The sequence below is a fragment of the Acinetobacter sp. FDAARGOS_559 genome (assembly GCF_003940475.1).
Taxonomy (GTDB): domain Bacteria; phylum Pseudomonadota; class Gammaproteobacteria; order Pseudomonadales; family Moraxellaceae; genus Acinetobacter; species Acinetobacter baumannii.
On record NZ_RKJG01000005.1, the window covers coordinates 231,387 to 250,473 of the forward strand.

The 19,087-nt window shown below is 37.9% G+C and carries 16 protein-coding genes and 1 pseudogene; 9 read left to right on the forward strand and 8 right to left on the reverse strand.

From position 1 onward, the window contains the following. The first annotated feature begins 250 nt into the window (after positions 1-250). The 4 genes and pseudogenes from EGS71_RS02575 to EGS71_RS02595 all read left to right on the forward strand — a co-directional run bounded on the left by EGS71_RS02575 (position 251) and on the right by EGS71_RS02595 (position 7,843). Positions 251-2,055: pseudogene (locus EGS71_RS02575) on the forward strand (ABC transporter ATP-binding protein). Then, on the forward strand, positions 2,052-3,884 hold the full coding sequence (locus EGS71_RS02580; protein WP_001098214.1) for an ABC transporter ATP-binding protein: 1,833 nt from the start codon (positions 2,052-2,054) through the stop codon (positions 3,882-3,884). The pseudogene EGS71_RS02575 and the gene EGS71_RS02580 overlap by 4 nt, the downstream one beginning before the upstream one ends. A gap of 166 nt (positions 3,885-4,050) precedes the next feature. Further along, a complete protein-coding gene (locus EGS71_RS02590; RefSeq protein ID WP_000557770.1) occupies positions 4,051-6,543 on the forward strand; it encodes a TonB-dependent receptor plug domain-containing protein in 2,493 nt (830 codons plus the stop codon). 37 nt (positions 6,544-6,580) lie between these two features. Then, positions 6,581-7,843, forward strand: a complete 1,263-nt coding sequence (locus EGS71_RS02595) for a lipase family protein (RefSeq protein WP_001164867.1) — start codon at positions 6,581-6,583, stop codon at positions 7,841-7,843. A 92-nt stretch (positions 7,844-7,935) separates the two neighbouring features. Here the strand turns inward: EGS71_RS02595 and EGS71_RS02600 are convergent, their stop codons facing one another. Then, positions 7,936-9,024, reverse strand: a complete 1,089-nt coding sequence (locus EGS71_RS02600; protein WP_000020987.1) for an LLM class flavin-dependent oxidoreductase — start codon at positions 9,022-9,024, stop codon at positions 7,936-7,938. Between the two features lie 316 nt (positions 9,025-9,340). On the opposite strand from EGS71_RS02600, the gene EGS71_RS02605 reads away from it, so the two are divergent. Next, complete coding sequence (locus EGS71_RS02605; RefSeq protein WP_000846949.1) at positions 9,341-10,417, forward strand: sigma-54 interaction domain-containing protein; 1,077 nt, start codon at positions 9,341-9,343, stop codon at positions 10,415-10,417. A gap of 29 nt (positions 10,418-10,446) precedes the next feature. On the opposite strand, the gene tatC is transcribed toward EGS71_RS02605, so the two are convergent. The 7 genes from tatC to EGS71_RS02640 form a co-directional block, all read right to left on the reverse strand. Beyond that, complete coding sequence (tatC, locus tag EGS71_RS02610; protein WP_000134754.1) at positions 10,447-11,193, reverse strand: twin-arginine translocase subunit TatC; 747 nt, start codon at positions 11,191-11,193, stop codon at positions 10,447-10,449. Further along, complete coding sequence (gene tatB, locus EGS71_RS02615; protein ID WP_000481985.1) at positions 11,190-11,606, reverse strand: Sec-independent protein translocase protein TatB; 417 nt, start codon at positions 11,604-11,606, stop codon at positions 11,190-11,192. Before tatB ends, tatC begins: the two co-directional genes overlap by 4 nt. Before the next feature lie 13 nt (positions 11,607-11,619). After that, complete coding sequence (locus EGS71_RS02620) at positions 11,620-11,835, reverse strand: Sec-independent protein translocase subunit TatA (protein ID WP_000524467.1); 216 nt, start codon at positions 11,833-11,835, stop codon at positions 11,620-11,622. Between the two features lie 96 nt (positions 11,836-11,931). Continuing rightward, a complete protein-coding gene (locus EGS71_RS02625) occupies positions 11,932-12,702 on the reverse strand; it encodes an ABC transporter ATP-binding protein (RefSeq protein ID WP_085944063.1) in 771 nt (256 codons plus the stop codon). Between the two features lie 18 nt (positions 12,703-12,720). Then, positions 12,721-13,509 carry an ABC transporter permease gene (locus EGS71_RS02630; protein WP_000083104.1) on the reverse strand — a complete coding sequence of 263 codons (789 nt, stop codon included), beginning with the start codon at positions 13,507-13,509 and terminating at the stop codon, positions 12,721-12,723. Between the two features lie 3 nt (positions 13,510-13,512). Beyond that, on the reverse strand, positions 13,513-14,352 hold the full coding sequence (locus EGS71_RS02635) for an ABC transporter permease (protein WP_000699298.1): 840 nt from the start codon (positions 14,350-14,352) through the stop codon (positions 13,513-13,515). A 3-nt stretch (positions 14,353-14,355) separates the two neighbouring features. After that, positions 14,356-15,429 carry an ABC transporter substrate-binding protein gene (locus EGS71_RS02640; RefSeq protein ID WP_001218013.1) on the reverse strand — a complete coding sequence of 358 codons (1,074 nt, stop codon included), beginning with the start codon at positions 15,427-15,429 and terminating at the stop codon, positions 14,356-14,358. Between the two features lie 314 nt (positions 15,430-15,743). On the opposite strand from EGS71_RS02640, the gene EGS71_RS02645 reads away from it, so the two are divergent. From EGS71_RS02645 to EGS71_RS02660, 4 genes are all read left to right on the forward strand, one after another. After that, positions 15,744-16,877, forward strand: a complete 1,134-nt coding sequence (locus tag EGS71_RS02645; protein WP_000109977.1) for an LLM class flavin-dependent oxidoreductase — start codon at positions 15,744-15,746, stop codon at positions 16,875-16,877. A gap of 190 nt (positions 16,878-17,067) precedes the next feature. Next, positions 17,068-17,895: an energy transducer TonB gene (locus tag EGS71_RS02650; protein WP_001205598.1), complete on the forward strand. Its 828-nt coding sequence runs from the start codon at positions 17,068-17,070 to the stop codon at positions 17,893-17,895. Positions 17,896-17,919: 24 nt separating this feature from the next. Continuing rightward, entirely contained in the window at positions 17,920-18,654 is a 735-nt protein-coding gene (locus EGS71_RS02655) for a MotA/TolQ/ExbB proton channel family protein (protein ID WP_001280218.1), read from the forward strand. Then, positions 18,654-19,058: an ExbD/TolR family protein gene (locus EGS71_RS02660; RefSeq protein WP_001018517.1), complete on the forward strand. Its 405-nt coding sequence runs from the start codon at positions 18,654-18,656 to the stop codon at positions 19,056-19,058. Before EGS71_RS02655 ends, EGS71_RS02660 begins: the two co-directional genes overlap by 1 nt. The last annotated feature ends 29 nt before the right edge of the window (positions 19,059-19,087 follow it).

A 19,087-nucleotide genomic window follows, 5' to 3' on the forward strand; every position in this document is an offset into this window, starting at 1 on the left:
GCAAAATTGATGCCACTCATTAATTTATTGATATTTATAAATTATTTTTAATATCTTTTTTTATGATGTTGATATATCAAATTTTGTTGCGATTACAACACAAGAATTGCGTTGGTGTTTTAAAAACAACACCCCCATAAATAGCGCTCTATAAAAACAATATAAAACAATAATTTAAAATATTTTTTAAGGTCATTAATTTGGCATGAATCTCGCAATAAAACGGAATCTTAAATTTTTACTATCTTTTATGTTTAAAAATTATCCATTATTGCGAAGTTTGGCTTTATATCGTTTTATGCCATTTCGTTTTGTATTGACGGCGACCTTATTTGTTATCGCAAATATCGGGTTAGCACTTCAACAGTATTCAATCGGTCATGCGATTGATACCTTAAAACATAGTGAACGAGCAACCTTATTTCAGCATGCTATCACTGATCCTTTAAATCCTTGGTTTTGGTTCATTCTACTTACGAGTATTGCAAGTATTAGAGCTATTATTCAATATTTAGCAGGGTTAAGTGCTTTAACCATTGGCCAGCAACTGCTAAGTATTTTAAGGGAAAGAATCTTTAGCCAAGTACAGCATTTAGATGTTTCATGGCACTGGAAACATGGGCTAGGAGAAGTATTATCTCGTACAACACGTGATTCAGATAAATTAAAAGAAGCGCTCATCAATTTTTGGCGTCAAGTATTTGAGTCAAGCTTGGTTGTTACGTTGGGCTCTTGTGTTGGTATCATCCTTGGCTTGGCCTAGTTCCTTTATTATTTATTTTTTTAGGGCTTTGGGTTCTATTTAAACTGACCAATCAATTGGTGGTTCTGGACCATCAAGTTGCATCTGCATATGAAAAAGTCAGCGATACATTGGCAGAAAGCGTCAATGGAATTCGGGTAGTCAAAGCTTTTCAACTCGAAGAGAAACTTTTACAACGTTTTAACCATGCTGTAGATCTATTTATTCATCATTCTATTCAGACCATCAAGACAAGTGCAAAACGGTTACCTATTCCGCAAGTAATTATTGCGGGTTCTTACTTATGGGTCATTGCTTTTGGTGCTTATTTAATTGGTCAAAATCAGTTGCAAGTAGGGCAATTTGTTGCTGCCATTCTCATGGCAAATTTATTGGTGTTTCGTATTGAAAGCATTGGTCAGGTCTTACATATTTTTGCCGATGCTCGCTCGTCTGCAACAAGAATCTGGCAAATGCTAGATGAGAAGTCCGCAATTGAAGATCAACAATATCCTCTAACGTTGCAATGGCGTGATGAATTAAGCATTAAATTAGAAAATGTCAGCTTTCAGGATAAAACAACAAAAAATTTTATTTTAAAGCAATGCAGTGTTGAATTTCGAGCAGGTGAAATCGTTACTGTTGTCGGTAAGACAGGCTCAGGTAAAACGACTTTGATGAATTTACTCAATCGGTTTATTGACCCAACAGAAGGGCAAGTTTTAATTGGTTCTGAGCAAATGGGATGGACGAATATTAAAGATTTGAGCCTATTTGAATTACGACATTGGATTCAGATCATTCCTCAAGAAAATTTCTTTTTTAGTGGCACACTGGCAGATAACTTAAGAGTTGCTAAGCAAGATGCAACGGAGCAAGAGATGAAAGAGGCTTTACATTTAGCTTCTGCATCTGAACTATTACAACGACTTGATAATGGTTTAGACACGTTGATTGGGGACAAGGGCGTTACCTTATCTGGAGGACAAAAACAACGACTTGCCTTGGCCCGTTCTATTTTAAAAAATTCACCAATTTTAGCACTAGATGATTCTACCAGTGCCTTAGATGCTACTACAGAAAAACAAGTTTTACAGCGACTATCAGGACTTTCTGATGATGGAAACCATTTTAAGAAAACAATCATTATTAACTCTAATAAACAAACCACGATTGCTTTATCTGATCGCGTTATTGTGCTTGATCAGGGTCATATTATTGCCCAAGGCACACATGCTGAATTGGTTCAAAATTGTTTGTTTTATCGAGAGTTGATGGGTTTTCAGTTAGAGCAGCAGGAGATTGATGCATGAATACCAGTGTTAAAAATTTCCGCCCATTTGCAAAATCAGCTGATCTACAAATCGAAGAAAATTTGGCAAATGCCTCAATTCATAGAGGAATGCTAAAAAAACTTATTCCTTTAATTTATCCCATTCGATACTTGCTGCTTGCTTTAATTGCAGTAGAAATTTTACAAGTGATGAGCGTTTTTGTTCGGCCTTGGGTGGTGAAATATATTTTAGATTCGGGCTTTCAACACATTGTTGGAAAAATAGTATTGAATCAGCCTGTTTTATTCATTGCGATTAGCATTTTAATCTTAAGTTGGATTTGTCGTTTTGCTTTAGCGGGCGTATCAAAATATCTTTCAGGTCGAGCAGCTTTGAAAGTGATTAATGGTTTAAGACGTTCGTTATTTCAGCATATCCAAAGTTTAAATATTGGTTATTTTGATCGTACCAAGGCTGGCAGGATTATTTCACGGGCCGATCGTGATGTCGAAACGCTAGAGCCTGTTTTGATACAAGGGCCACCAGAGTTACTTTCGGCAATTTTGCGTTGTGGATTAGCTTCAGTACTCCTTTGGCATATCTATCCACCATTTTTCTGGTGTTTATTTGCGACGCTACCCATTTTATTTGGAATGACTGCAATTTTTAAAAAGTCATCACAAAAACATTGGGGACGAGTTGCGGAGGAACGCAGTCGGTTTACTGCTCATTTGGTTGAAACAGTAAATGGAGCAAAAATCATTCAGCAATTAAATTACACCGAAACCAATCAATCTCGTTATCAAGAATTATTAAAAGACTTTAATAACTCTATTATTTATGGCAGCAAGCGGACCAGTTGGTTTGCTCCCTTTACAGGTTTACTCTCAACTCTAGCTACTGCCGGATTCATTGTGATTGGTAGTTATGCGTATAGTGATGGCATGATTAGTATAGGGCAGTTTGCAGAGAGTATTTTCTATGTGTTTTTATTCTTAGCCCCCTTACAGGAACTGACCGATTTATTTGAACGTTATGCAAATGGAGCAGCATGTGCGCAACGAATATTTTTACTTTTAGACACTCAGTCTACGATTCAAGAACAACCGAATGCTTTGAAGCTTGAACACTTGAACGGTCATATTCGATTTCAGTCGGTAGATTTTGCCTATACCCACAAACCTGTTTTACAAAACTTTAATTTGGACATTGAAGCTGGAAAAATAATTGCGATTGTAGGGCCAACGGGACATGGCAAAAGTACCATGGTTCAGTTACTAACGAGATTTTATGAACCCCAGCAAGGTGGAATTTTTCTAGACCGTTATCCAATACAAAATATTCATCTTGCAAGTTTAAGACAGCATGTGAGTATCGTTTTACAAGATAATGTTTTATTTAGTGGAACAATTTTAGATAACTTACGTCTAGTTCAACCTGATGCTACAGACCAGAAACTTATCCAGGTTATTGAAGACTTGGGAGTGGATGAGATATTGCAACAACTGCCGCAAGGCTATTTCACCGAAGTGGGAGCGCTTGGTAAAAATCTTAGTCATGGACAAAGGCAACTTGTTTGCTTAGTTCGTGCTTATTTGGCAAACCCCAAAATATTAATTCTAGATGAAGCCACCTCTGCAATCGATATTTATACCGAGCAAAAAATACAATATGCGCTCAGACGCTTATGCCAAAATAGAACATGTATTGTCATTGCACATCGGCTGAGTACCATTCGTGAGGCTGACAAAATTGTTGTGATTAAAAATGGCCATGTCGTAGAAGAAGGTTCACATGAGCATTTAATACAGCAGCAGTCAGCTTACTTTCAGTTATATCAGTCATATTTACAAAACCAACTTGTTTAAGCGATTTACAGATTTCACAACTGTAGTTTTATAAGCATTTTTTTGAATCATTGTTTAAATTTAAACAATGATTCTTTTATTTAAATTTCTTAATGCATTGATAATAAATAATAAAATATTTGGCATCAGCTTTGCTATATCGGTCTAGATCGTTAAGGAAGCTAATATGCATACATATTTTTCTCAATTCATTCTTCACTCCTCAATTTTTGCACTGAGTACACTCACTGCCTCAATTACTTTGGCAAATGATCAAAAGAATTTGCCAGATAAAGAGGATGCCATCACATTACAATCTGTGGTTGTCACAGGCTCTAGACGGGCAATTAGTAGCTCACTTGATGCACCTGCACCCGTTGATATTTTAACTGCCAAAGAGTTACAAGAGACTGGTGCAACTGATCTTGCAGCAGCATTAACACGATTGTCTCCTTCGGTGACTTTACCGAGTTCTCCTGCAGGTGGGTTTGGGGCATCGGTTCCGCCAAGTATTGCACTTAGAGGATTATCTGCTGATCAAACTCTAATTTTAATTAATGGAAAACGTCGTCATACATCCGCTTATTTCACCCGCCAAGCCTATGCAGGTGGAAGAGGCGCAGCGGTAACTGACCTAAGTTTAATTCCAGTGAGCGCGATTGAGCGTATAGAGATCTTGAGGGATGGTGCTGCCGCACAATATGGGTCAGATGCAATTGCCGGCGTCGTTAATATTATTTTGAAATCACGAGATCATGGAGGTGGCGTAAGCTATCAAACAGGTGGCTACACTCAAGGAGATGGTGAACAACATAAAGTTAATCTTTGGAAAGGTTTTGCACTTCCTAACGATGGTGCATTGACGGTTGCATTAGATTTAGGCAAACGTGAAGCTGCAAGTAATACAGCACCTGATACGCGAACTTTTTATGATGGTTCAACCAAGGCTCAATATACAGAACAAAATACACCCTATAGAACGTGGAAATTTGGCTCCCCTAAACAAAAAGATCAAATCAATGTGACTGCCAATCTAGATTTGCCTTTGACAGATGACGTTGCACTTTATGGTTTTAGTAGCTATGGCCATCGTAAAACAATAGGGGAAAACTTTTATGAGCCCCCAACAACCAAAACCGTACTGAATCAATCCAGCTATTTTAAAGAACGTTATCCAGATGGACGCTCGCCATTGAGCTTGGTCACTGTAGATGATTTTGCAACGACAGTTGGAGTTAAAAAAGGAGAGCAGAAGTCAGGTAAATATGATCTTTATGCAACCTATGGACAAAATAAAGTCAGCACAGAACAAGGCAATGGCATTAATCCAAGTTACGGGCCAAATTCTCCTTCAAACTATGACTTGGGCGAAAATATTTTTTCACAATTAAATACAGGGCTAGATTATAGCCGTGATATTGCAATTGACTGGTTCGCAAGCCCACTCACGTTGTCTACAGGGGTTTTATATCGTTGGGAGCAATATAAGCAAAATGCTGGTGATCCGATTGCCTATACCCGCGGCCCATATTTCAATCCAAGCACAACTTTGGGCGTTGGTGTTCCGGGAATATATGCCGGAATTACAGACCAAGATGAACGAAAAATTAGCCGTGATGTCTATGGTATCTATCTAGATTTAGAAGCAGATATTATTAAAGACTTGAATGTGGGTGCCGCTGTTCGAAGTGAAAAATATTCAGACTTTGGTTCGACCACAAACGGAAAATTATTTGCTAAATATGATGTATCACCTAAATTTACTGTACGTGGTTCAGTAAATACAGGCTATAGAGCGCCGTCATTGGCACAGCAGGGCTATTCGGCTTATAGCGTACAAACAGTGCAAACCGCTTCAGGTTGGCAAGATGTTCAACAAAGAACTTTAGTTGCAGGAAGTGAGGCGGCTTTACTGATTGGCGGAACTTCTCTTAAACCTGAGAAATCGACGAATTATTCTTTAGGTTTTGTTTGGAAGCCACTTGTTAATACATCGGCAACTTTGGACCTTTATCAAATCGATATTAAAAATCGTATTTTGCTTTCAGACAATATTACTGGAAGTGTAATTACCAATGCTTTTGCCAATACACCGTATTCGAATATTGCCAATGTGGCGTTCTTTAATAATTTACTAGATACACGTACTCAAGGCTTAGAGCTCGCACTTAAACATGATTTAAACCTTGAACAATATGGTAAGTTAAATCTGAATCTCGGTCTGGCATATAACAAAAATGAAATTACCGAAACTCGAGATTCTATTACCGCAAAAGGTGAGCGAATTCCTGTTTCAAGTATTGCAGGACGAAATACACAAAGCCTGATTGAATCTGCTGCGCCGAAAACAAAGTTAACGCTTGGCGCACTTTGGTCAAATCAAGCATGGAGCGTGAATACGGCTGTCCGTCGCTACGATAAATGGACTACTTTAAATAATACCAATACTGCACTAGACCAAACCTTTGACCCTCAGTGGATTGCAGATTTGGATATTGGCTACAAAGCGGATGCATTCGTGAAAGGCCTGAAATTCAATTTAGGGGCGATCAACTTATTTAATAGCCATCCTGATCAAGCCAAAGATTCTTCGGTCGGCAATATTGTCAAATATAGTTTTAATGCGCCTGAAGGAGCATTTGGAACGTATTTATATGGCCGCGTAAGTTACGAATTTTAAATCAAAAATGATGAGACAGTTTTTAAGGTAAATAACAATGCAACATACTTTTTTATCAACTTTATGCAAGTTTTCTTTAATCACAACGATGTTAACTTCAAGTTGTTTGGCCACCGCTCAAAAAGCTCCAACGCCAGAAGATAAATATGGAGATGGCCGAGTTTCCGAGTTTTATACATGGAAATCAGCTATTCCTGAACAGGCAGGAAAATTATTAAAAACAGAAGCGATTCATAATCCTTATATTCGTTTGGCAAATGACAGTCAGGCTATTCGGATTCTCTACAGTTCTACCAGTGGTAAAGATAGCAAAACACCTATCGTGGTTTCAGGAAGTATTCACTTACCAAAAGGAACGCCGCCGAAAGAAGGTTGGCCAGTGGTGTTATGGGCACATGGTACTGTAGGTTTGGCCGATGCTTGTGCGCCGTCTTGGAGTGGACGATCATACCGAGATGTACAATATTTAAATCGTTGGCTTAAAGAAGGTTTTGCTGTCGTTGCCACAGATTACGAAGGGTTAGGTGTTGCAGGACCACACTTGTTAATTAATAAACCAATGCTGGCTTATAGTATTTTAGATAGTGGTAGAGCTGCTTTAAAAACCAAGTTACCACTTGCGAATAAGTTTGTGATTGTTGGCCAATCACAAGGAGGCGCTGGGGCTGTTGCGGCTTCTTCCTACTCGGCAACGTACGCACCTGACTTAAATATTAAGGGTTCAATTGGTACGGGCGTGATTTATCAAGATCCTGAAGCGACGCCTGAAAAAAATCAGTTAAAGTTAAATCCTTACGAAGTCAGCCCATCACTGGCTTATGGCATCTATAGTTTTTTAGTGACACAAAGTTTATATCCAGAAATTAAAACAGACGATATTTTCACGCCTGAAGCTGCTCCTTTAGTTGAACAAGCAAGAAATGCCTGCTTAACAAGTTTTATGGGAGATATTCAAACCGCAGGGCTTTCGCCAGCACAAGCATATAAACCTAATCCGCCGGCAAGCTATAAAAAACTGCAAGAGAAACAGTCAAATGATTATGGTTATTACCCTACATTAAAAATTAGTCATCCATTATTTATTGGGACAGGGGCAAATGACCGAACTCCAGATGCTCGTTCTCAAATGAAGCTGGTGGCAGATGCTTGTAAAGCAGGTACAGTGGTCGAAGGTCATTTGTATCATGGCTTAGGACATAGCGAAACTGTTAATGCTTCCTTAAAAGATTCAATTCCGTTTGCTAAAAAGGTGATTGCGGGAGAGAAAATTCAGGCTATTTGTAAACCTGACTTGCAATAAAAGATGGACTAAAGATTTTCTCACTAAAGAAAATCTTTATTAAAAAAGCCGCTCTTCAAAGATATTGAATGAGCGGCTTTTGCTTTAAATATTTAAGCGATTTGTTTTAATCTTTTGGCTGCCTCTTCACGTACAGCGGGGATAATATAACGACCATAATCGACCGTATCATAGATCGGATCGTAGCCCCGATTTAAGAAAGTCGTCACCCCTAAATCTACATAATCAAGTAATGAGGCAATAATGGTGTCTGGTGTACCAACAAGGGCAGTCGTATCGCCATAAGCTCCAACAGCAGTTGCTGTTGGCATCCATAATGCGCGGTCATGTCGATCACCTTGCTGGGCTGCTGCCAATAAGCGCTGTGAACCGATACCTTTGATTTTATGTCCCGATAATGTGCCGTTATTTTGAAAAGTCGGATTATTTTGAATATCTGCAAGAATCTGTTCTGCTCGTTGCCAAGCAAGTTCTTCGGTTGCACCAATAATAAGACGTACAGATAAACTAACAGGAGGCTGTGGTTTATTGGCTTTTTCTGCTGCGAGCTTCAATTTAGTAATTTGCTCTTTTACTCCAGCCAGTGGTTCACCCCATAGTGAATAGAGATCTGCATGGCGGACTGCAATATCATAAGCAATGTCTGATGAACCACCGAATGAAATCGGGATTGTACCGTTGACAGGCTTTAACGGGCAAAAAGCATTATCTAACTTAAAGTATTTACCTTCATAACTAATCGGTTGATCGCTTTTCCAAAGTTTCTGGATGATATCTAGATATTCACCCGTCCGTTCATAGCGCTGAACTTTATCAACAATATAATCACCTTCTTGAGGCTCCGCTGTAATTCCCGTAATTGCATGTAATCGGATTCTTCCACCACCTGTAGTATGGTCAACCGTAGCAAAAGAACGTGCAGCAAGATTTGGAGTGAGGAGTGCAGGACGATGGGCAATCATAAATCCAAGACGTTCTGTATGTTGGGCAAGGTATGCCGCGATTTGTGCACTGTCTGGGCTGGTTGGCCCGCTAGCAATTAAGACTTTATCAAAACCCGCATATTCATGTGCCCGTGCGTGGTAACGTAGATATTCAAGGTCAATTTTATGGCCAATTCGTGTTCCTTTGGTTTCAGACCATTGGTTAGGGAAAACCATACCTACAAATTCGATGCTCATTATTAAACCTATTTTGTGGATTTTAAATGAATGAGCAAAATAAATGCCAAACTTTATACCTATATAAATCGAATATAGGAATGGATTATAATTTTTTAGAGTGTTTGGATTTAATCAAAAACACAACATTGTGTTTGAGAAGCAACATATCATAAAAAAAGGATTGTGTTTATTTTTAATTTATAAGAGAAAATATTTTCAGAATAAATTAGATGAATTTTGGATTAAATATATTTATTTGTTATTTATTAAAAAACACACTGAAATGTAATATAGCCTTTTAGAATGCTTATATCATAAGTTTTATGGGGTAATTATGAAGACCTTTTTAGATAATGATTATAAAGTAATTACTTTGCCTGATAATGGTGTTCCTGTAAAACCAATAAGAGCAAAAGCAATTATCTTTTCAGATCAGAACTCCCGTAAATTATTAAATCAAGTTGAAACGATTGCTCCAAGCTCTGCTAGTGTCATCATTCAAGGAGAGTCTGGGACAGGTAAAGAGTTAATTGCACGCGAAATTCATTTGAAAAGTGATCGTAAAAATAAGCCTTTTCTTGCGGTCAATTGTGGTGCTTTGGTCGAGACTCTTGCCGAGTCTGAACTGTTTGGCTATGAAGCTGGTGCTTTTACGGGTGCAAACAAAACTCGAGCTGGTATTTTTGAAACAGCCGATGGGGGTACTTTATTTTTAGATGAAGTAGGTGAGTTGCCTCTATCCTTACAAGTTAAGCTGTTAAGGGTGTTGCAAGAAAAAGAAGTCGTACGCGTGGGTGGTCGAAAACCAATTCCAATTAATGTCCGTATTCTATCGGGGACACACGTTGACCTACGTAAAGCGGTAGCAGAAAATAAGTTTCGTCTCGATTTATATTATCGCTTGAACGTGGTTGTGCTTAATATTTTGCCACTGCGTGAACGTAAAGGAGATATTTTACCTCTGGTTGATTTCTTCTTAAGTTCATACTCTCAGAAGCTCATTACGACTAAGCCAAATATCAGTGATAGAGCAAGAAATGCGCTGCTGAACTATAGCTGGCCAGGCAACATTCGTGAGCTAGAAAACAATATTCACTATGCTTTGCTGGTGAGTGGCGGTAAAACAATTGATCTTGAGCATTTAAGATTTTCTGAGGAAACGGGTTCTGCCGTGTTACCAGACAATGATCTTATTCAAGAGTTTGAAAGTATTTTGAAGCGTCTTTTTCAAGAATATGATGGGGAAGCATGGCATATTATTGAAGATAAAATAGTAAATACTGCATTTTCAAGTTGCTGGAACAATCAGGTCAAGACAGCAAAAATGTTAGGCCTATCGCGTAATGTTTTACGTAATCTTTTATCAAGATATAACTTACTACCTAATAAGAATGAAAATGAAATTGCTTAAGGGTTTTACATAGAAAAAACATCCATTTTTTAATGGATGTTTTTTTGCGTTGTGAATTTTGTGATCCATAAACCCAATTCAAATAACAACCACATTGGGACTGCAAGAGCAAGCATGCTAAAAACATCAGGAGGGGTAATAAACATTGCAATAAAAAAGAAGAATACAATGATGTGCTTACGATGTGCTTCTAGCTGTTGAATAGAAATAAGACCAATAAAAATAAGAATATAAGTTAAAACTGGAATTTGAAATGCCAGACCAAAAGCAAGAAAAAGCTTTAAACAAAAATCTAGATAGCTATTGATATCCGTCATAGGTAACACATTATCAGGCGATGCCAAGACGAAAAACTTTAAAGCGAGAGGCAAAATTAAAGTATAGGCAAACACAATTCCTAAATAAAATAGAAGGTTACTCGAAAGCATAAGTGCTATACCGAACCTTTTTTCTTTTTGATAAAGAGCTGGAGCTACAAATTGCCAAAATTGATAAAGAATAAAGGGAATGCTTAATAAAATCGCAAAATAAATATTGAGTTTAAATGGTGCTAAAAATGTACTCATCACATCTGTTGCAATCATGGTGGAATTGCTAGGAAGTAATGAAATTAAAGGATGAGCAAGAAAATGGTAGTTCTTCTGAGCAAGCGGAAGTAATAATAAAAAAATCGCTAAAACAATACCAATGCTATAGATCAGCCGTTTTCTTAATTCTTTTAAATGTTCGCTATATTTCATTTCAGTGAGACTTTCACTGACAATATGTTCCGTCATGCGGCTTGATCCTCACTGAATTTATTGGCTGTTTTAAAATGAGCTAAAAATGGTGTTTTTAACTCATCTTGTGAGCGGGTATAGATATAGTCATTGATGCGCCGTGCTTTGGTTTTTTGTTCCGTAAAAACAGATGTTTGTACATTTTCAATTTCTTGTTGCATAAGAGCGAGTTGTTGTTTGAGCTGCTCTTCATTTTGTTTTATTTTTTGCAGCTCTTCTTGCATGACTCTCTTAAGTTCGATCAGGTCAAGTTCGTTTTCAATATCATTTTGAATTTTACTAATTTGGTTTTTAACTGCTCTGTATTTGAGGAGGACTGATCTTAACGTGTGAGGAAGCTTTTCAGGTCCTAAAATAATAAGCGCAATAATTGCAAAAGCTAATAACTCTCCAAAGCTGATATTAAACATAATAATAAATCACTCATATTTTATTTTGTTTTTTATTATGTGATTCAACTGGACTAATATCTTTGTATTGCTGGTTTTGCAATAATTTTTGATCGTCAGAATTAACTGAATCTTTAAAATCTTTAATTGCACCACCTAAGTCTTTACCTAGATTTTTTAACTTTGAAGTTCCAAATAATAAAATAACAATCACTGCAAACAGTAAAATATGCCAAATAGATAAACCCATTTTCTCTATCCTATATTAATTAAATGTAAAGAATATTAATATCACGACATTATCTGTTTTCTAAATCATATTAATATAGATCAATATTCAAATTAATTATGCTGTGTGATCTAGCATATTAAGTGCCTGATTGCGGAAACCAAATAAAAGTTCACTTTCTTTATGTCGAGGATGTGTCAACGGAACTTGAATAATTTCTTTAATTTTTCCTGGTCGGGCTGACATCACAATGACACGGTCTCCAAGATAGACAGCTTCTTCAATATCATGGGTAACTAAAATCATGGTGATTTTTTCGTGTTGCCAGATACGCTGAAGCTCAGCTTGTAAGTGACTCCGTGTGATGGCATCTAAAGCACCAAAAGGCTCATCCAAAAGTAATATATCGGGTTTATTGACGAGTCCACGGGCAATTGCAACACGTTGCGCCATGCCACCCGAAAGCTCATGTGGATAAGCCTTTTCAAAACCTTTCAGCCCGACAATTTCAATATGTTCATTTACCCGTAAATTTTTCTCTTCACGAGTGAGTGGAGTCTCTTCAAGTGCTAAATGGATATTTTCAAAAACAGTAAGCCATGGAAGTAATCGGTGTTCTTGAAAGATAAGACCACGTTTTAAATCGGTACCTTTTATTTGGGTTTGATTCAATAAAATTTCACCGTCATAGTCTTGATCTAATCCAGCAATAAGACGTAATAGTGTTGATTTTCCACAGCCACTACTGCCAACAATCGAGATAAATTCGCCTTGCTCAATGTTGAGGTTAACCTCATCTAAAACGGTCAAAGTATTTTGATCACGTTGAAAAGATTTATTGAGTTTTTTAATAGAAAGTAGTGAGAACGACATATAAATTCCTAACAATATTTTTTAAAAGACAAATTAGGTACGCCATTGCAGCAGGCGTTTTGAAATAAGATGAATACCTGCCGTCATAAAGGCCCCACAAAGGGTAACCGTAATGGCACAAACCAACAGAATATCCATTTCGGCATTAATCTCGGCTTTCATCATTAAGTTGCCGAGTCCCGCACCCGCATTGAATAGCAATTCACTTGCTGTAGTGGTGATCCAAGTAAAGGGCACCGCTAAATTTAGACCAGTTAAAATATGGGGTAGGGCTTGGGGAAGGCGTATTTTTTTAAATTTTCGCCAGAATGAAAATTGATAAATACGTGCGATTTCATCGTATTTTGCATCATTGTGGCTAAGGCCCTGAAATGTATTAATGACTAATGGAAAAAATGAGGCAAGCGCGATAATAAAGATTTTTGCTTCTTCTCCATTACCAAACCATAAGGCAATTAAAGGTGTTAAACCCAGTAATGGAACTTGTCGAATACTGTTAAATAGTGGAGAAACTAAAGCATTTAAAACTTTTGAATAGGCAAGCAAAGTACCTAAAATTAATCCGCTTATCGAACCTAAGATAAATCCAATTCCAGCTTTTTTAAGACTTCCCCACGTGTTTAGCCACAATTCACCTGTTTCAAGCAATTTGATAAATGCGAAATAAATGTTTTGTAGAGGAACAAATGCATAGGCATGACTGGCACCTAAGCTTGAGTTGTATTGCCATAAGCCTAATAACAATAATGGTAGTACTAAGCCTTGTACTAAAATGATTGGCCGTTGCCATGTCTGTTTTAAAGTAAATGAACGCTGAGACATTATTTATTTCTCCCCCGAACTAAGCGCAGGTGAGATAAAGCGTTGTTCCACTAAACGTAAAACTTTATCTAAAATAAACCCGACCACGCCTGTGATAAACACACCAACCATCACAACATCTAAGCGCAACATTTGACGTCCTAGTTCCATCATTTGCCCAATACCCGTTCCAGCTGCCAGTAGTTCAACGGCAACTAAAATCAACCATGCACGACCAAGTGCAATTCGTAGCCCACCAATTAACGGCGGGAGTATGGATGGAAGAATAATAAGCCTGAGCCAAGCTCGTTTTTTAAGTTGGTAAATTTGTCCTAATTCAATATATTGTTTAGGAATATTTTTCACTGCATCTGCTGTTGCCACAGCAATTGGGAAAAAACAGGCTTTGATAATAAGTAAAATTTTAAACAGTTCACCAATCCCAAAAACTAAAATAAAAATAGGAATAAGGACAAAGATTGGAATTTGATAAAAAACGTTAAATAAAATATAGGTGTAATTACGAAAGAGAGTATTTGCTCCATAGGCAATACCAAAAGCAATTGCACTGATTGCTGCGATAGAAAATCCCAAAAACAGACGAGAAAGACTATCTTTGAGATGCATTTGAAGCTCACCACTTTGTAACAACGCAATGAAAGTATTCCAGACAGTTTTAGGCGGCACCAAAATTTGGGTTGGGAAAATCTGTAAAGAACTAATCAAATGCCAAATGAGGAATACTAATAAGGGTGAAATCACAGAGAGCAGCCCATACACCTTTTTAGAAGAAAATTTCTTACGGAGTGGGGTTTTAAATAAAACGTTATTTTGCTCAATAAGTGGCTTTACTAGTATTTTCATTGTCTAGTTTCCTTGCTTATTTGAAGCATGATTCGTCTGTAAATTTTGAATCGCTTGACGGGTAAACTTCGGATTCAACAGTTCATCTGCTTTGATTGGAGTTTGAATAAGCTGATTTTTCACTGCGTGATCAATGACTTTTGAATAATGCTGTTTCAAAAAGTCGACTTGATAGTCTGGAGACCAGTCTTGTTGCCATGTGCTTGCCGTATTCTGGCTTTCACGTTGAATCACACTAAGAGGTTGGCCAAACTTAGTTTGACTTTGCTGAAACTCATCTTGATGGTGCGCAATCCAATCCATTGCACGTACTGTCGCATCAGCAAGTAATTGCGTGGTATCTGGATGTTGCTCAATATAACTTTTGCTCCCCCAGAGTTCGGCACGCATTTTCCAATCTGCGGGCAAAGATTGTGATGACCAAATAATTTTACCCAAATGGCGATCTTGTAAAGTAAGTGCATCGCTTAAGGTAAAAAAGGCATCTATACTTTTGGCAGATAAAGCAGCAGCCCCAGCTTGCGGGTTTAAATTCACAATTTGAAAGTCTTTTAAGCTTAATCCTTTACTTTGTATGAGTTGTCCAAAGTTAATTTCCCACGGGCGGCCACGATGTAATGCAATCTTTTTACCTTTTAATTCCTCAATAGATTTAATAGGTGAATTTTCTGGAACGATAAGGTAGACGTTATTACCAATACCTCCCGGTACAACAATTTGTGTTTTAACGCCTGTTGCGTTAAGGACTACAGCAGGAAGATTTCCATAAAAAGCAAAATCGATTTTATTATTTAGAAAACTTTCATTAACCAAAGTCGCTACAGCAGCAGTGGTCACAGGTTCCCATTTCAATTCAATGTGATTTTGCTTTAATGCTTTTAGAAAAATTTGATCTTGTGAAATGAGTTGTGGCACACCAATAAAGTCCAAACTACCCGAAGTGCCATTAGCAACAACAGCAATTCGGAGTTGTTGCTGTTCAGACTGTTTTGGGGTGGTCTCTTCTGTTTTTTGTGCGCCACAAGCAACAAGACCCAAAAAACTAAAACCTAAAACTAGACGTGGAAAAATACGCATATCATCATAAGAATTAAAAAATATATGAGTATTGAGCAAGAACCACGCCAATAAAATTATCTTAAATAAATCAATAAATTATAATTTTTTATAATTATTATTGAGGTTAAATGCCGCCGTTGTGTTGTGATTGGGACACTCTTTAGCGTTTAAGTGTTGAAATATCAACACAGCTTTTAAACTCGATTTTTTAATATTTATATAAAACAGTAGTATAGCTAAAAATTAATTTAAAAAAATAACGGCATGATTCCTGCTCATAAGACTTATAACGAATTAAATATCGTCAAATCTTTAAATTATCGAGATTCATTATGTCAGTTGAGTTTTTATGGAGAATCCCTGTTCATGGGGATGGTCGTCGAGCACATCAATTACACACACGCGGTGAATGGAATCAATTAACTCCAGCAGTTCAATCTCCACAACGTGTTGCACCGCAACATGAAGATCAGTTATTTGCTTACTATGACTATGTCGAGCAAGTGGCGAAAGCAGCCGATATTGTTGGTTTTCACGGAGTACTCATTCCTGCTTTCCCACATACTGAAGAGCCATGGGTGTTAGCGTCTGCACTGGCAAGAGAAACTAAAAGACTTCGTTTGCTCATCGCAATTCAGCCTTGGTTTATTCATCCAGCCTATGCAAGCCAAATGGCTGCAAGTTTACAACGCTTAAGTCAGGGACGAGTCGAGTGGAATGTGATTTCAGGGGGAGGCGGTGCACAACAACGCGCATATGGGGACTTTATTGAACATGATCAACGCTATGCACGGACCAACGAATTTTTAGAATTTGTGAAAGGTTATTCGCACCATGCACCATTCAATTACGATGGAAAGTTTTTCCATGTTGAACAGGGCGGCCTGAAATACCCAATGAATCAATATGACGTTCCACGTTTATGGTTAGCAGGTGCAAGCGATGCGGCTTTACAAGTCGCAGGACGTCACGCAGATATCCACTTAACTTGGGGCGAACCTGTAGACCAACAGAAAAAAGTGATCGAACAGGCACAAAATTTCTTTGAGCAGAACTCGCCGGAACGCAAAGTTAAATTTGGTATGCGTATTGATATTTTAGCTCGACCAACCCAAGAACAAGCCTTCCAAGAGCTTAAACAAATGTATGAAACCATTGCTGTCGATAGTAATGCTTTTGAACGCAAAGACACTGAATCTGTAGGAGCAAAGCGCCAGCAAGCCTTAGCACAAGGCAACCGTTTTGAAGACCTATTTGTGAGTCCGAATGTGTGGGCGGGAATGTCAAATGTACGAGGTGGCCCAAACTGTATTTTAGTGGGGAGTTATGAGCAAGTCGCAGAACGTTTGCAAGAATATATTGATATTGGGGTGGGACATTTTATTTTAGCAAGTAACCCGCATTTAGAAGAAGCATATCGCGTGGCTGAAGAAGTCTTACCCTTAGTAGGATATAAATTAAAATAATAAACTTAGATCCCTTTGTGATATCAAAGGGATCTTGTTGTTTGAACAGCATAACACTGTCTGAAAACCAACATTTTTTGTATCAATCATTTAAAAAATACAAATTAAATTAATAAAAAATAATAACTTACAGTTTTGGCATGGCTTGTGCAATTTACGACTTAATCTTTTATTTTTAGTTTAAATTTTTATGCGTGATCAAATCTTTAATCCCCATAAGCGGGCTTTGCTCTTTGAGCAATTTGCGACAGTTGCAGCCACAACTGAAATTGCAGATCCGTTTGCACAGCATGATCAAGACGTTATTCAACCTGCTCCAGTGAAGTTGAATAAAGTCTTAATCGCAATTATTGCGGTTGCTTCAGCACATCTTGGAATTTGGTATGTTGCAAAACAATTGCCGACACCAGCTTTAGATATTCATAAACCAGAACCTGTGGTGATTGAAATCGTAAAACCGGTTGAACCACCTAAAGTGATTGAACCCAAAATTCCACCCATTACTGAAAAACCAAAAGTTCCACCTGTGGTGGAAAAACCCAAGCCAATTCCTAAACAAGTTGAACAACCCAAACCTGTCCAAAAAAGTGTGGAGCAACCTAAGCCAGTTGCAAAAGCGGTGGCTGAACCAACTCCACAAAAAGTTGCAGAACCTGTGGTCACAAAAGAAGTAGTCACAGAACCGGTTAAAAAAGTGGCTGAGCCTGTAAAAGCGTCAGATGACAATTTACCTGTGACTGAAGCCAAAGGTTATGCCGGATATCTCAGTAACCCTGCACCTGAATATCCTGAACAAGCTTTAGAACGTGGTTGGGAAGGCTCAGTCATTTTACGGGTCAAAGTATTAGCAAATGGCAGTCCTGATACGGTCAGTGTCAAGCAAAGTAGTGGCAAAAAAATTCTAGACAGTGCTGCCGTAAGAACAGTAAAGCAATGGAAATTTTCACCTGCGCTAAAAGGGAAAACCCCTGTAGAAGGCTGGGTCGATGTTCCAATTCATTATCAATTACCGAAATAAAATTTAAATTAAGAGGATATTTTCATGTCAGATATTAATTCATTGATCCATGACGGCACGATCTGGTTATTAGTTGCTTTCTCAATTGTGACTTGGGTGTTGATTGTGATTAAAGTGGTCCAGACGCAGCGAGCGACAAAACAAAGTAAACTTTTTGTAGAAGAGTTTTGGAAAGCAAAAAACTTATCAGATGCAGTAACTAAGTCTGAATTGGGGGAAGGCCCAGCAGCACGAGTGGCTAACACAGGTTTTCAGACTTTAATTGAAGCAGATGAAAAGACGCACCAAGACTTACAAAACAGTTGGAGCCGTCAGGACTTATTAGAGCGCCATTTAAGTAAACAAGTTCTAACTGAGCGCCGCCAATTAGAAAAAGGTTCGGCTTTACTGGCTTCTATTGGAAATAACGCCCCATTTATTGGTCTATTCGGTACAGTATTTGGGATTATTCATGCATTACAAGCGATTGCTCATTCAGGTAATGCAAGCATGGATGTCGTGGCTGGACCAATTGGAGAGGCGCTGGTGGCAACAGGTATTGGTATTGCAGTTGCTGTACCTGCGGTGCTTGCCTATAACTACTTTGTGCGTAAAGTAAAAACTATTGGCGCAGATCTTGATGATTTTGCAACGGACTTCGTGAGTCTAAATCAAAAAGCAGGATTCCAACTATCAACTGCTAAAAAAGGTACGACTGGTAATACGGCGCTTAAAGATAATTCTGCTAAAGAAGTGAAAGAGAAAGGAGTGTTTGCATAATGGCAATTTCTACCTCTCAAGAAGACGATGTCGTCAGTGAAATTAATATTACGCCGCTAGTCGATGTCATGTTGGTCTTACTTATTGTATTCATTGTGACAGCTCCTTTGTTAACAAATACGGTGAAAGTAAACTTACCAAAAGCGGCTCCAACTCAATCGACAGATCAAAACAAAGCTGTGGTGATTAGTGTAAATCCACAAGGTGAAATATTCCTTGATAAAGATAAGGTTACACTTGCGAACTTTGAACAAGAAATAAAGTCACGCAAAAGCAGTAACCCGAAATTAGCATTAAACTTAAATGCTGATGAGACCGTACCGTATGGAACAGTTGCAAAATTATTGGCAAGTATTGAACGTGTAGGCGTAGATAAACTTTCTGTGATTACAGTGCCTAAATAATTATACCTCCATAAAAAAAGCTGCTTCGG

What these genes read in the sequence shown, in the direction of transcription:
- EGS71_RS02640 (WP_001218013.1), bottom strand. Translation starts at nt 15,429, where the DNA reads ATGCGTATTTTTCCACGTCTAGTTTTAGGTTTTAGTTTTTTGGGTCTT.
- EGS71_RS02650 (WP_001205598.1), top strand. Translation starts at nt 17,068, where the DNA reads ATGCGTGATCAAATCTTTAATCCCCATAAGCGGGCTTTGCTCTTTGAG.
- tatB (WP_000481985.1), bottom strand. Translation starts at nt 11,606, where the DNA reads ATGTTTAATATCAGCTTTGGAGAGTTATTAGCTTTTGCAATTATTGCG.
- EGS71_RS02595 (WP_001164867.1), top strand. Translation starts at nt 6,581, where the DNA reads ATGCAACATACTTTTTTATCAACTTTATGCAAGTTTTCTTTAATCACA.
- EGS71_RS02660 (WP_001018517.1), top strand. Translation starts at nt 18,654, where the DNA reads ATGGCAATTTCTACCTCTCAAGAAGACGATGTCGTCAGTGAAATTAAT.
- EGS71_RS02600 (WP_000020987.1), bottom strand. Translation starts at nt 9,024, where the DNA reads ATGAGCATCGAATTTGTAGGTATGGTTTTCCCTAACCAATGGTCTGAA.
- EGS71_RS02605 (WP_000846949.1), top strand. Translation starts at nt 9,341, where the DNA reads ATGAAGACCTTTTTAGATAATGATTATAAAGTAATTACTTTGCCTGAT.
- tatC (WP_000134754.1), bottom strand. Translation starts at nt 11,193, where the DNA reads ATGACGGAACATATTGTCAGTGAAAGTCTCACTGAAATGAAATATAGC.
- EGS71_RS02590 (WP_000557770.1), top strand. Translation starts at nt 4,051, where the DNA reads ATGCATACATATTTTTCTCAATTCATTCTTCACTCCTCAATTTTTGCA.
- EGS71_RS02620 (WP_000524467.1), bottom strand. Translation starts at nt 11,835, where the DNA reads ATGGGTTTATCTATTTGGCATATTTTACTGTTTGCAGTGATTGTTATT.
- EGS71_RS02635 (WP_000699298.1), bottom strand. Translation starts at nt 14,352, where the DNA reads ATGAAAATACTAGTAAAGCCACTTATTGAGCAAAATAACGTTTTATTT.
- EGS71_RS02630 (WP_000083104.1), bottom strand. Translation starts at nt 13,509, where the DNA reads ATGTCTCAGCGTTCATTTACTTTAAAACAGACATGGCAACGGCCAATC.
- EGS71_RS02655 (WP_001280218.1), top strand. Translation starts at nt 17,920, where the DNA reads ATGTCAGATATTAATTCATTGATCCATGACGGCACGATCTGGTTATTA.
- EGS71_RS02645 (WP_000109977.1), top strand. Translation starts at nt 15,744, where the DNA reads ATGTCAGTTGAGTTTTTATGGAGAATCCCTGTTCATGGGGATGGTCGT.
- EGS71_RS02580 (WP_001098214.1), top strand. Translation starts at nt 2,052, where the DNA reads ATGAATACCAGTGTTAAAAATTTCCGCCCATTTGCAAAATCAGCTGAT.